13 protein-coding genes, 1 rRNA gene, 2 pseudogenes and 1 riboswitch are annotated in these 12,197 nt (G+C 45.4%); of the genes and pseudogenes, 6 read left to right on the top strand and 10 right to left on the bottom strand.

The annotated features are described in order from the left end of the window. Window positions 1–76: 76 nt before the first annotated feature. Window positions 77–496 (bottom strand): VOC family protein, encoded by a 420-nt coding sequence (locus tag ACVA54_RS01860; protein WP_099078368.1) that lies wholly within the window; start codon window positions 494–496, stop codon window positions 77–79. A 13-nt stretch (window positions 497–509) separates the two neighbouring features. Between ACVA54_RS01860 and ACVA54_RS01855 the strand changes: the two genes are divergently transcribed. Beyond that, on the top strand, window positions 510–770 hold the full coding sequence (locus ACVA54_RS01855; RefSeq protein ID WP_099078367.1) for a CZB domain-containing protein: 261 nt from the start codon (window positions 510–512) through the stop codon (window positions 768–770). A 115-nt stretch (window positions 771–885) separates the two neighbouring features. Here ACVA54_RS01855 and ACVA54_RS01850 read toward each other — a convergent pair whose 3' ends face one another. From ACVA54_RS01850 to ACVA54_RS01835, 4 genes are all read right to left on the bottom strand, one after another. Then, window positions 886–1,371, bottom strand: a complete 486-nt coding sequence (locus ACVA54_RS01850; protein ID WP_099078366.1) for a VOC family protein — start codon at window positions 1,369–1,371, stop codon at window positions 886–888. A 206-nt stretch (window positions 1,372–1,577) separates the two neighbouring features. Next, complete coding sequence (locus tag ACVA54_RS01845) at window positions 1,578–1,814, bottom strand: putative quinol monooxygenase (RefSeq protein ID WP_119464192.1); 237 nt, start codon at window positions 1,812–1,814, stop codon at window positions 1,578–1,580. Window positions 1,815–1,849: 35 nt separating this feature from the next. After that, entirely contained in the window at window positions 1,850–3,697 is a 1,848-nt protein-coding gene (locus ACVA54_RS01840; RefSeq protein WP_099078364.1) for a M3 family metallopeptidase, read from the bottom strand. 219 nt (window positions 3,698–3,916) lie between these two features. Then, the gene (locus ACVA54_RS01835) at window positions 3,917–4,090 is read right to left on the bottom strand and encodes a hypothetical protein (protein ID WP_099078363.1); all 174 of its coding nucleotides are present in this window, start codon (window positions 4,088–4,090) and stop codon (window positions 3,917–3,919) included. 486 nt (window positions 4,091–4,576) lie between these two features. On the opposite strand from ACVA54_RS01835, the gene ACVA54_RS01830 reads away from it, so the two are divergent. Beyond that, the gene (locus ACVA54_RS01830) at window positions 4,577–4,864 is read left to right on the top strand and encodes a hypothetical protein (RefSeq protein ID WP_099078362.1); all 288 of its coding nucleotides are present in this window, start codon (window positions 4,577–4,579) and stop codon (window positions 4,862–4,864) included. Here ACVA54_RS01830 and ACVA54_RS01825 read toward each other — a convergent pair. The 4 genes and pseudogenes from ACVA54_RS01825 to thiD all read right to left on the bottom strand — a co-directional run. After that, window positions 4,767–5,003: pseudogene (locus ACVA54_RS01825) on the bottom strand (HAD hydrolase-like protein); the annotation flags it as partial. The gene ACVA54_RS01830 and the pseudogene ACVA54_RS01825 sit on opposite strands and share 98 nt — an antisense overlap. Before the next feature lie 33 nt (window positions 5,004–5,036). After that, complete coding sequence (locus ACVA54_RS01820; RefSeq protein WP_446579134.1) at window positions 5,037–5,762, bottom strand: phosphatase PAP2 family protein; 726 nt, start codon at window positions 5,760–5,762, stop codon at window positions 5,037–5,039. Between the two features lie 189 nt (window positions 5,763–5,951). After that, window positions 5,952–6,086: pseudogene (locus tag ACVA54_RS01815) on the bottom strand (thiamine phosphate synthase); the annotation flags it as partial. 5 nt (window positions 6,087–6,091) lie between these two features. Then, on the bottom strand, window positions 6,092–6,964 hold the full coding sequence (thiD, locus tag ACVA54_RS01810) for a bifunctional hydroxymethylpyrimidine kinase/phosphomethylpyrimidine kinase (RefSeq protein WP_172438062.1): 873 nt from the start codon (window positions 6,962–6,964) through the stop codon (window positions 6,092–6,094). Between the two features lie 110 nt (window positions 6,965–7,074). After that, window positions 7,075–7,185: riboswitch (TPP riboswitch) on the bottom strand. Between the two features lie 345 nt (window positions 7,186–7,530). Between thiD and ACVA54_RS01805 the strand changes: the two genes are divergently transcribed. Together ACVA54_RS01805 and ACVA54_RS01800 are read left to right on the top strand one after the other, a co-directional pair. Continuing rightward, the gene (locus ACVA54_RS01805; protein ID WP_099078360.1) at window positions 7,531–8,916 is read left to right on the top strand and encodes a TldD/PmbA family protein; all 1,386 of its coding nucleotides are present in this window, start codon (window positions 7,531–7,533) and stop codon (window positions 8,914–8,916) included. Then, window positions 8,916–10,259, top strand: coding sequence for a TldD/PmbA family protein (locus ACVA54_RS01800; RefSeq protein ID WP_119464195.1), 1,344 nt, complete (start codon window positions 8,916–8,918; stop codon window positions 10,257–10,259). Before ACVA54_RS01805 ends, ACVA54_RS01800 begins: the two co-directional genes overlap by 1 nt. Window positions 10,260–10,336: 77 nt before the next feature. Here the strand turns inward: ACVA54_RS01800 and trmY are convergent, their stop codons facing one another. Then, window positions 10,337–10,936 (bottom strand): tRNA (pseudouridine(54)-N(1))-methyltransferase TrmY, encoded by a 600-nt coding sequence (trmY, locus tag ACVA54_RS01795; protein ID WP_099078358.1) that lies wholly within the window; start codon window positions 10,934–10,936, stop codon window positions 10,337–10,339. A 158-nt stretch (window positions 10,937–11,094) separates the two neighbouring features. Here trmY and ACVA54_RS01790 point away from each other — a divergent pair, with 158 nt between their 5' ends. Beyond that, window positions 11,095–11,619 (top strand): DUF3087 domain-containing protein, encoded by a 525-nt coding sequence (locus tag ACVA54_RS01790; RefSeq protein ID WP_446649362.1) that lies wholly within the window; start codon window positions 11,095–11,097, stop codon window positions 11,617–11,619. Window positions 11,620–12,122: 503 nt separating this feature from the next. After that, a 16S ribosomal RNA gene (locus tag ACVA54_RS01785) occupies window positions 12,123–12,197 on the top strand; the annotation flags it as partial.

Raw genomic sequence — 12,197 nt, 5'->3', positions numbered from 1 at the left:
TTGAGAATGATGTTGTGGTTGATTCTAGAGCTTACAAACGCAAGTTGCCATACGATAGATCATCTAGAAGCACATTTTATTTTTGAGCTTTGAGCTCCACCACATTGCCCTCAGGATCTTCAATATACACTGAGCGCCCAAAGCCTTGCGCGCCATAACGTTCAGAAAATTCTGCAACATTTACATTGTGCTGGTGCAGATAGTCGAGAAGAGCTGCTTCTTCATAAACTCCAATTTGTAGGCAGAAGTGATCCAGATTGCGCCCGTCTTGGCTTGGCGGTTTTCCTCCTAGCCTGCCTAGTTCACCGTTGACGGTCACCAAATCAATAATGGCAGAGCCTGCTCGTAACTGGGTGAGCCCTAGGTCGGGTAATTCACGTTCAATGTGGCAGCCCAATATATCTCGATAGAAGCGTAGCATGTCGTTCAGTTTACAGGTTCTCAGCACCACGTGGTCGATCGCTCTAATTTCAATTGGGTTGCTGTGATTTGCCATCGGATTCTGTCCTTTGTTCTTCCTTGAGAAGAGTATATATCCAAGCGACTACAAAGGTGCGGGTACGCAATATAAAGAACGGCGTAGTTTTGCTCTGCTAGAAGAGCCACATAAGTTAGTGCACGAGCATGGAATTAACGCACTTAAGTATGGCAAAAATGCGGACACTCATTCGATGAACAACGCCATCAAAGCCATGGAGAAAGCCAGCTATGAGGTGGTTTACCAGCTTGATAGCTTATTGGATGACATCACCTCAGCCAAGTTTTGTTGAGTCGTAAGTGGCGGTGAATCTGCTTTTCAATCAATGGGGTAGCGATTAACCTGCGTGATTCAAACTAAAAAAGGATTGGCACAATGCCAATCCTTTCTGTCTCTTACGTGTTGAATTATTCGTAATCAGATGCGTAAGTTTCTTCGTAAGTATGCGAGTAAAGTTCGAATAGGTTACCAAACGGGTCTTCCAGGTAAACCATCTGCGCCGGTTTGCTATCGTCTTCTGGGTGGTAGCGCATGATATCCATACGTACTTTACCACCAAATTCTTCTGTGCGTTTGATCGCACCTTCGAAGTCGTCTGTTTGCAGACAGAAGTGGAAGATGCCGAGGCGAGAGAAATCCACTTCGTGACGTTCCTGACGCGCTTTCATTTCAAACAGTTCAACGCCGATACCATCTGTCGTCACAAGGTGTGCGATGTTGAAGCCTTTAAAACCTTCACCGAATACCGCGATACACATACGACCGATTGCCGTTTCGCGCTCTTCAATTACTTTTGTGTTGTTCATGACGATTTTTAGACCCAGAGCTTTAGTGTAAAACTCAACGGCTTTGTCCATTTCACCGACCATGATACCTACGTGATTCATTTTCATAACTGTGCTCCAAACGCTGATGATGATTGGGAATTCGTTTCGATGGAGAGAGTATATGGGGTGGTGTGAGTTACATGAAATTATCAATTATTCTTATTATGATAAATTTATGTTATATCTGAGTCGAAGATGCATGGAGTAAAAGAGAAAAAAGCCAGTAGGGTAACCGTTGCTGGCTTTTAATGTGTGCTGTGCTGTGCTGTGGTTTAACCGATGTACGACATTTCATTCAGAGTAAAGACATCCACAGCACCCTCAGTGGCTTTCATGTATTCCACTAGGTGCTCGTTACCCATGTGTTGTTGCCATAGTTCGCGTGATTCCCAGTTTTCGTAGAAAGTGAAATGCGCTGGGTTTTCGTTATCTTGGTGAAGGTCGTAGTTGATACAACCTTCTTCGGCACGAGTGACATCAATCAGTTTAAGGAGTTCGGCTTTTACCAATTCTACTTGGGTATACCCCTAGCTCTTGGTTTCGCTTATCGACCGTACGTCTCTTGGATGTAGCGCTCAAACTGCTCGCACATCTGCTCGTCTGAGACTGCATTGCTTGCAAGCTCTTTGCTGCCATCCACCACTTTAATGCTGGCATTTAAAGACGCCACTGGGGCACGTTCACGAGTTTGCAGCGAGGCAATCTTCTTCTGCTGCACTTCCCATGCTTGTTCTGGGGATAGGTTACACACATCTGCCAGATACTTAGCGTTAAAGCCTTCACCCGTGAGACTAACGATAGTCTCGTTGTGCGATAGGTGGTTACCTGCATGCCAGTAATGTTTCGCCAGTAGCGGACCAATCTCTGGGTTGTCAGTCAGGTAGCCAAACTTGTCGAGGAAGTAAGCTCGAGTCTGGTAAACCGCCATGTGTGCTAGCAAGTAACCGTGGTAGGCACACGCTGCTTCATCAGACAGAAGGTGTGGAATGGCCATCAATGGGCGTGGGCTGCATTCCAAACCAAGGATCTGCTTTTCACAATCGCGCGCCAGTTTAGTGATGCGCTCTGGCGTCAGTTCTTCATCGCTTAATTGGTAAAGCGCACGTTCAAAATACGGCACAACTAGAATGCTGCGCTCTTCGTACGCTTTGAATGGCTGACGGCTGTTGATCATCGCTTGGATGATCTCATCCGGTACTGGATTACCTTCTGCGTCCAACGCGTATTGTTTTAGCCAATCGGCATCGGTCAACAGGCTGTCACAGAACATGGATTGTGTTTCTGCGTATGCCATGGACGTCGGGGCGAACTCTTGAGAGAAACACGGCGCGTTCATCTTCACGTTAGAGAAGTGCGCAGCGTGACCACCTTCGTGGAACAAGGTGTTGATGCCATCGTAGCCGCTGCCAACTTGGTCTGGCTTAGCATTACTGGTGAAGTTCACTTGCGCTGCAACCCACTCGCCTTGGTTGTAGAACGATGGGATAGGTCCATGGCAGAAACCGTTCGGGTATTTGCCTTTGCGATCAAGCAGGTCTAGCGTCAGTTCTGCGCCTGAATATTCGATGTTAAGACGACCGAACGACTCCACCCAGCGACGCAGCGATTTTGAGAACGGTACGTACGGATCTAGGTCACGCATGACGTCACCCGCGAACGAGTACACAAAGTTGTAGCCAGTCAGTGCGCTTTGACCTTTTTGCTCAGCAAGGTTTGTTAAGCTGCTTAGATGTGCTTCGCGCGTGCGTTGTTCAAAGTCATCCAAGATGTTGAACAGTTGCTCTGAGCTCATCTTCTCTGTTTTCTTCACTGAGTAATCAAAGAAGGTTTCGTAACCTAAAGAACGCGCAAATTGGTTACGCAGTTTGATCAGCTCAATAAAGCCGTTTTGTAGCAACCATTGCTCAAGATCGAGCAGCGTTTGGTGTGCTGATTGACGCACTTCTTCGTGATTGTTGGCGCGAATCGTCGAAGACAATACCGGCAAAGATCCTTCTATCTGCTCGCCGTTTTCATTGGTAAACATCAGGACGTGGTTTTGCTTTTTCTCGAACAACTCGGCTTCAAATGCAATCAGAGCATTTTTTTGCGCTTGAGCTTGCTCGCCTTCAATAGCGTGTGATTCAAACGTGGCTAACCAGCCTTGCAGACCAATTTGCGTTTGTTGTTTCTCTTGTGGATCAGCGATCGCTTCAGCCGCTTCAAGTTGTGCTTTGATGGCTGAGATTTGTTCGGCGTTGCTTAAAAAATTCGTCCAAGTTGTTTGTGCTTTTGTCGAGCCATCGTGGTCGTCGCTGATGCCCATGTACGTTTCCCAAAAGAAGTCTTCTTTGGTGCGATGGATAGCGAGGTAACGTTGGTTGAGGTCGTTTAGGTATTCCGTTGCTGTCATTTTGATCCTTCAAATGTTTGCTTTATTGAGGTTTTTATCGTCGTCGATTATGGCATGCACAAGTAGGGGAAAGGAATGGCTGAATGTGGATAAAATGTTATTTTGCAATTGTCGTCGGAAGGTATAGGTATAGATAACGAATGACGAGGTAAAAGAAGCAATGCTACGTGTTGAGGGATGAGGCCGAGCGATCACTCACTCGGCAGAAATGGTGTTTCATTACTCTTCTGGGTATTCGCCTCTCTCTTGAGTTTGGCCTTCTGCTTTCCAATGTTCGTTTGGATCGAATGCTTCATCACAAAGATCAACGGTGTAACCCATTTCAGTGATTTCTTTAAGGGTTAGATTATCTGCAATTTTCGCAGTATCACCCGCTTTATTGCGCAGTTCCATAAGATTCCCTCCTGTACCGTTCTCTGTCTATACCCAAGTAACCGAGTATCGAGAGGTTACTTGGGTATAAGTATATATCTCTTTGCGCCTAATGATGGGGAAGAGCTCTTTATTTTTGCAACACATTGGAGACGCGCTTTAAGTTGAGATAACAATACGTCTTAATATCATAGTGATAAGTTTCAAGTGGTTTGTGAATGTGGCACTGATGTGGTTTTGTTTGCGCCACGCATAATGAATCTTATCGAAGTGATACCTAAGCGAGTGTGATCTTCGCCAATCTTGCCGAGAGCGTTATGAGAGTGATTTTAAATTTTATTACTTAATTAACACGTTGATTTATAATGTTAATTTTGTGTTCATGTTGGCGGTGGTGATGTTCGCTAGCGTGCGTAAAAGAAAAAGTAAAAATTATCTAAATTAGGCGGGGATATTTCCGTGCCAGAGAGTACAATCCTGCTCCTTAGTTGTATTGGGAGCAGAGTTATGACCGCTAAGCCAGATCGAATGACCGCAATGCGCGATATCATTACACAAGTGAAAGCAGAACTGCCGATCTACGAACCAGAAACGTTTGTTTGTGGGCCTGAAGGTAAGTGTATTGGTTGTCCGAAAAAATTGTTAGAAATGGTCGATTCTGAACTGAGTTATTGGGAGTCGGCAATGGAGCGCGGTATTACGCCTCAGTTTGATGAGCTGCGTCGTTTTGGAAAAATGTGTACCAATGTGCGTCGTGGTTTGATTCGTAATAACGTGCCATTGTTGAATGCTTAATCAATAATTCTCGAGGATTGAACCAAATGACGTTTAATCCGGCTTCCAATGCGGGGTAAATGTCTTTTTTGGGAAGGTCTCCCACCATCGTGAGTTGATTGACAGGAACACCAAGTTGCTCGGCAATGGCGTGATAGAAGGCTAGCTTCTTTTTATCTGGACTTGCTGAGCTTTATTTTGCTGTTAAAGAAATAAAAGGCAGTTTTTTGGTAATTTGAAACGCTGGGATCAAACTGAACACTACCGTAACGAACACCACCGAACCAATCAAATCCTCAATTCTGTGCATGCCGAGCCATAAACGGCTGTAAGCCACGCCCATTGCCCACACCCACAAAGTTACAGCAGAGAAATAGCACTTATGCTGCAAAAGTAACCCACCAAAGAAAGCTAAGCAGATAGAAACGAAAATCGTATGGCCAGATGGGAAAGAGTAATCCTTTTCGCCTTGCCAGTGACGAGTGCGCCATTCGCTGACTTTCTCAGAAATCTGTCCTATAACATTCGCTTGCTGTGGGGTTGCTAGTTGATAAAACGCTTCTGGGCGCTCAATCAATTGCTCTGCGGCAAGCAATTCGGTGTAGGGACGTGGGCTTTCTGTCATCAGCTTTAAGCCTGTTTTGCTGGCAAAACCAATCACCAGTAACAATCCCAGCATAGACAGTTTTTGCATCCAGTCAGACTGGGTTGGTTTGAAGCGATAAAGGGACAACACCAACAGCGTTAAGGTAATCAAAAAGCCTTTGCTGCCCGCAGAATCCGTCAGCAGAGTAAAGAGAATGCCAGTGCCATCAGAAACGTGAGAAGTAAGATCGTGATACGAGGCAAACAGCGAAAGCGGGATGATGCCAAGAATGAACAAGGCGAGCATCATCAAACCGTATTTTTTAGTTTTCATCAAAAGTCATACAGCAGTCGAAATTAGGCAGCTATCTTACGACAATCGATGTGAAAAACTTATCAACGCTGTGTCAATTCGAATGTGAAAGTGACATCGATGTCGTTCATTGATGAAGCGCGGTATTAGAAAGTGTTGAAATGCAAATGCGCTCATCCATAAGCGCTTTGTGTTTAAAGGACAAGTAAGCTAGTTCATCAAACGCAGTAGGTACTCCGATGCGGCTTTTGGATCTTCCGCATGGCAAATGGCCGAAACCAAAGCCAAGCCGTGAACGCCAGTTGCGCCAAGCTGCGGAATGTTACTTTCGTTAATACCACCAAAGTGCATTAGCGCACATGCGTGTAATCTGCAAAAAAGTGGTTCACAGGACCATGACCTTTACCGACTTCAAGCTCATCTGCGTGCGCGATGGCTTGGCTTATATACTGCTTACCCAGATGAACGGATTTGTGCAGATTGTTGCCTTGACCAAGGTAAGACGCGATAGCTGAAGACAGGGTACAGCCTGTGCCATGGGTGTTTTGGGTTGAGAAGCGCTTGGCGCTAATCAATTCAGAACTGTCTGGCATGATCAACAGATCGTTGCTGTTTTCGTCTTTCTCTAAGTGGCCGCCTTTTAACAGCACTGCTTTTGCACCTAGTGCACGTAAATCAGAAATCATATCGTTCATTTCAGACTCTGATTGAGGCACCGGCTTGCCCGTCAATGCTGCACCTTCAGGTAGGTTAGGGGTAATGATGTCTGCTAGCGGAATCAGCACTTCTTTTAATGTGTTGATCGCCGACAGTTCAAGGAGTAAATCGCCGCTGGTGGCCACCATTACAGGGTCAACCACAAGGTGTTTAGGGCGGTATTGCTTAATCTTGTTGGCAACGGCTTTAATGATGTTGGAATCTGTCAGCATGCCGACTTTGACGGCGACAATGTTGAGATCGGTAAATACTGCGTCGAGTTGGCTTTCTACATGGTCGAGAGGAATAGGGAAAATGGCAGAAACGCCTTGGGTATTTTGCGAAGTAATCGCCGTGATCACTGAGCAAGCAAAACTGCCGGTTGCGGACAAGGCTTTGATGTCGGCTTGAATGCCTGCGCCTCCACCGCTATCAGAACCTGCAATCGTCAACACAATCGGTGTGTTGGATGAAGATGTTGCTTGTGGCAGTGTTGATGGTTTTTCTTGTCTTGACTGCTGCGCCATGGTTGCTCCTATTACAAGACATATAGGAACAGACTTGGCCATCGCAAAGGAAGATTGTTGATCGGATCCGTTGAGGCTAGCTGAACTGATGGAGTTCAAGATCAGCTAGTGGCAAAGTGATGATAGTTCCCTACGTCAGTGCTAACTGAATCAGGTTCAACGGGTCTCGAATTTCGATCTCAGCCAACGCATGAACTGCATTGGCTCCCCGACTATTTCGCAAAGAGCATAGCAGTTCCCCCAGTGAAGCTGCACGTGCTTTTTCCTGTTATGAGGATCTATCGATTAAATATGAGATGTGGCAGAGGTAATAGAGGATAGACATCAGAGCAAATGACGTGCTGCATTGAAAGTCGCAGCAAAAGACACCATCTAATATCGAGATATCGACATATTACGTAACGAACCGTTCTTTAATTTAACAAGGATTAGCATAAAACAAGGTTAAAAAAGTGTTAATATTTAACGCGTTGCCAATATGTCTTTGAGTTATCTTATGAAGCGACTAGATAGAACCTAACTCAAAGACAAGGAAGGCGAGAACGATCAACGAGCAAGGAGATCTCATGCTTAATTCTGTAACGGCGAAAGCGGTGATAGATCACGCTCTGTTTTTAGGGGCTGATTTCGCTGAGTTATTCGTTGAACACCATCAAACCAACACGGTCCAGATCGCATCTGGTGAAGTGGATAAGGTTAACTCGGGTATTGATTTTGGTATCGGTATTCGTCTCTTCTTCGGTCATAAAGTGCTTTACGGTTACACCAACAGCACCGATGAAGCCGAACTGAAACGCGTAACCTCACTGCTTGCTGCAAAAGACAAGCGTGAGCAAATCGTTTCAACAGGTTCTCTCAATCTGAACCGCTACCCAATTCAACATGGTTGTCGTATGCCACTTGGCAAAGACGCTAACCTAGATTCTAAAATCGCTTTCCTATTGCAAGTTGACCAAGCAGCACGTGCAGAGAGTGAACACATTAGCCAGTTCATTGGTAGTGTGCTTCAGCGCGAACAACAAGTGTCTATCTTCAACTCAGAAGGTCTACACGTTGACGATACTCGCCATTACATTCGTGTTGTTGGTAATACCGTCGCTCAAAAAGGTAATGAGCAATCTTCTGGTATGGAAGGGCCAGGTGCACTTGCTGGTTGGGAGTTCAGTGAACAACTTGATGCGAAAGAACTCGGTCAAACTATTGCGCAACAAGCGTTGGTGAAACTTGGCGCGGATGCGTGCCCATCGGGTGAAATGCCAGTGGTGATTGGTAACGGCTTTGGCGGCGTTATCTTCCACGAAGCGTGTGGTCATTTGCTAGAAACCACTTCAGTTGCTAAAAAAGCATCCGTATTCCACGACAAGATGGGCGAAATGATAGCTCACACTGCCGTGAATGCAGTTGATGATGGTACCATGACCAACGAATGGGGCTCGATTCATATTGATGATGAAGGCATGCCGACTCAGCGTACTCAGTTGATCAAAGACGGTAAGCTAACGAGCTTTATGGTTGACAAAATGGGTGGCATGAAGACAGGTTACGAGCCTACAGGTTCTGGTCGTCGTCAAAACTACAAGTTCGCACCGACTTCGCGTATGCGTAACACCTTTATTGAACAAGGCGAGCATTCACTTGATGACATGCTGGCAGGTATCGAACGTGGTATCTATGCGAAGAAGATGGGCGGCGGCTCGGTTCAGCCGGGCACGGGGGAGTTCAACTTTGCCGTTCGTGAAGCTTATCTCATTGAAAATGGCAAAATCACCAAACCTCTGAAAACAGCAACGCTTATCAGCACGGGGCCAAAAGTGTTAAAAGAAATCAGCATGGTCGGCAAAGACATGGCGCTTGCTCCGGGCATGTGTGGTTCAGTAAGTGGCTCAGTGCCAACCACAGTCGGTCAACCAACATTGAAAGTAGATAATATTCTGGTAGGAGGCGGTAACTAATGAGCCAAGAACAACAACTTCTTAATGCGGTTGATTACGTCCTATCAGAAGCAAAGCGTCAAGGTGCAGAAGCTGACGTGATTGTAAACCGCAACAGCAGCTTTTCTCTGAAAGCGAACCAAGGACAGTTGGATGAGTACAAAGTAAGCTCAAGCCAAGTTCTGGGTGTTCGTGTTGTGAAAAATGCGCGCGTTGCAACAAGCTACTCTGAATCACTAGAGCAACCAAGCTTAGATTTGATGCTGACCAATGCACTGCAAAGCGCTCGCTTTTCTAAGCAAGATGAACATCAGACCATTAGCTGCGTGAATAGCCAAATCACGACCGATGTAACTGAGATTGCGCAAGAAGATGCGACTTCAGTTGACGAAAAAATCGAACTTTCTCTCGCGCTTGAGCAAGGCGTCGTGGCTCTACCTCACGCTTCTAGCTCACCTTACAATGGCTATAGCGATGGCGAGACTCAACTGATTATCGCCAATACTCAAGGCACGTTGTGTCAACATTTCGAACGATCGTTTACTTGTTATGCGTATACCTTGTTTGAAAAAGACGGCAAACAGTCGATGGCGGGGCAAATGTCACTTGGACGTCGTTTTGATGAGTTGAACCCAGCTTACTGTATCGAAGGCGGTTACAACCTTGCTCGTGATCTTCTCGAAGGCGAGCCAGTTGCGACGGGTAACTATCCAGCTATCTTCCACATCAATGCGCTAGCAAGTTTGTTTGGCGCATTCGGTAGTGCTTTCTCTGGTGTCAGTGCAATGAAAGGCATCACGCCGCTGGGTGATAAGCTTGGTCAACGTGTTGCGAGTGAGTTGATTACCTTTACCGACGCGGCTTATATGCCAAATGGTATGGCCATTGCGGGTTTTGATAGTGAAGGCTTTGCTACTCAAGATAATGTCATGATTGCCAATGGTGAATTGAAAACCTTGCTACACAACAGTCAAACAGCAAGTTACTTGGGTGCAGTCTCGACGGCAAGTGCTGCTCGCGGGGCAAAATCGAGCCTAGACGTATCCGCAAATCACAAAGTGATTGCGACAGGTGACAGCTGTGCGTCAGAAGTAAAAGCGGGTGAGTACTTAGAGCTCGTCGAACTTCAAGGTGTTCACTCTGGCGCGGATGCAGTGAGTGGTGATTTCTCATTTGGTGCTAGTGGCTTCTTGTGTCGTGATGGAAAGCGCGTTCAACCAGTGCGTGGCATCACGGTCGCGGGTAACTTCTACAAGATGCTGCAAGAGATTGAGGCAGTAGGTGATACTCAGCTTATTAACGATAGTCGTACTTTCTTCTCGCCAGACGTACGCTTTGCACGTTTGAGTATCGGTGGTAAGTAAACCTAGCATTCCTATAGAAACAAAAAGAGGACTCAATGGAGTCCTCTTTTTTTTATCGAATGATTAACTCGCGAGAATTAAAATTCGCGGATGTCCAATTCATTGTGGATCAATACCACACACTGAGAAGCGAAAAGCATCTTAGGACCTAAGCTGATCTTTCCTGTGCCAAGGCGCTTTAAGCTGTTAAAGGACTTCTTCGGCATCGGAATATGGTCAGTTAGCAAGAAACATGGGTTTGTCCCGATTTCTGCGTCACGGACAAATTCGCCTTTTTTGTCCAACATATATAGCTGGTGGTCTTCTGCCAGTTCTTGAACCAGACGTTCGAAGCTTACCGTACGAACGGTAATACCAGGCTCTACTTCACGAAGCTGCTCTTTGCCCATACCCACAGACGCATCTAAAGCACGAGCGACCGCTGCTATCAACGTTGACTCATGAAAGCCGCCGATGTTAGTGATGTCGTTTGAGCGAATCGTAATAGTACGTGAAAAATCCTTGGTGCTCTCTAGAACCAAGTACACAACCACATCTTCGCGATGAGATTGAGCAACGAACATGGTGTTCATCATGGTATGAGCAAGTATCTCTGTATGCGCTTCATTACCAACACCTTCTAACAGTGCTTTGCTGGTGGTTGGTGCCGCGCGAGCTCGTAAAACAAAAGAGCGCATGAATTTAGCCTCTATATAGGAAGAGTGAATGCGCGGAAGTATATACCCAAGCAGGGAAGGGATGCGAGTTTAATAGCAAATGTGAACTTACTTACAAAGCTTCGATTGCCGTACGGAGTATGCTAGTTAGAATAGAGGCAACCTGTTAGGAGCGGTATATGGAAATCAAAAAAATAAATAAACAAGTCTATAGAAAGAAGGTTAACCTGGTGATTGGTGGCTTTATTGCCTTGCTTGCTATCTCTTCTCTTGCTTTTAGTACGCTATTAATCGTCTTGTTTGGTAATACAGATGTAGTACCTGAACAGTCGACGGGGAACTTTCATTGGAACTTAATTGGTGTTGTGCTCGCCTTAGCCACTTCACTGTCTTTGTTGAACCAATTCAAAACACGCCCTTATATGGAAGAAGTGTTGTATGTCTGGAAACTCAAGCAGCTGCACAACAAGATCTTTCGCAAACTGAAAAGCATTAAAGCCGCTTCTGCTGAGTACGACATAAAAGCGCTGACGATACTGAAATTCTACTATACGACCCAAAGCCAGGTGTTTGAGCTAGACAACAACACATTAACGATGAGCAGTGTGAATAAAGAATTAGAGGCAATTGAGCAAATCGAAGCGTCGCAATCACTGGATCTTGATATAAACAGCTTTGAAGAGTCTTGGTTAGACACATATTGATTGCCGATTTGCTACCTAATGCTAACATTTGAGTGCTAAAAATAAGCGTTTGAGTGAGATTTCATCACTCGACGCTTTTTTTTAAGTTTTTTTCTAAAAAAGGGTTGCCAAGAAAAATCATCTCCTTATAATGCGCCTCCGTTGTCAGGGCAAAGCGGAAACGCGAAAGCAGTTGGCAATGAGGCGAAAGAAAAGCTTCTAAAAATTAATTTTAAAAAGTGTTTGACACTAAGAATTAATTCCTTAGAATATGCCTCCGCTTCGTTAGCAAAGCTTACGAAGCAAGCTCTTTAACAATATAGACCTATCAATCTGTGTGGGCACTCGTTGATGATAATCCAATTAGATACCTTGGTATCAAATTAGGTTTCAATGAACTGAGTGACCAATCAAGTCGCAAGACTTGGCACAGTCAATTCATTATCGTTCTGTTGGAACGATAATAGCTTTAAAATTACATTAGTAGTTTTGAAGTCAGTATTCATTGAGCCGAACAAAATCTTAAATTGAAGAGTTTGATCATGGCTCAGATTGAACGCTGGCGGCAGGCCTAACACATGCAAGTCGAGCGGCAGCGA

The organism is Vibrio sp. PNB23_22_6 (assembly GCF_052877535.1).
The sequence above is the reverse complement of the archived record's forward strand: the minus strand, read 5'-3'. Positions and strand labels throughout refer to the sequence as shown.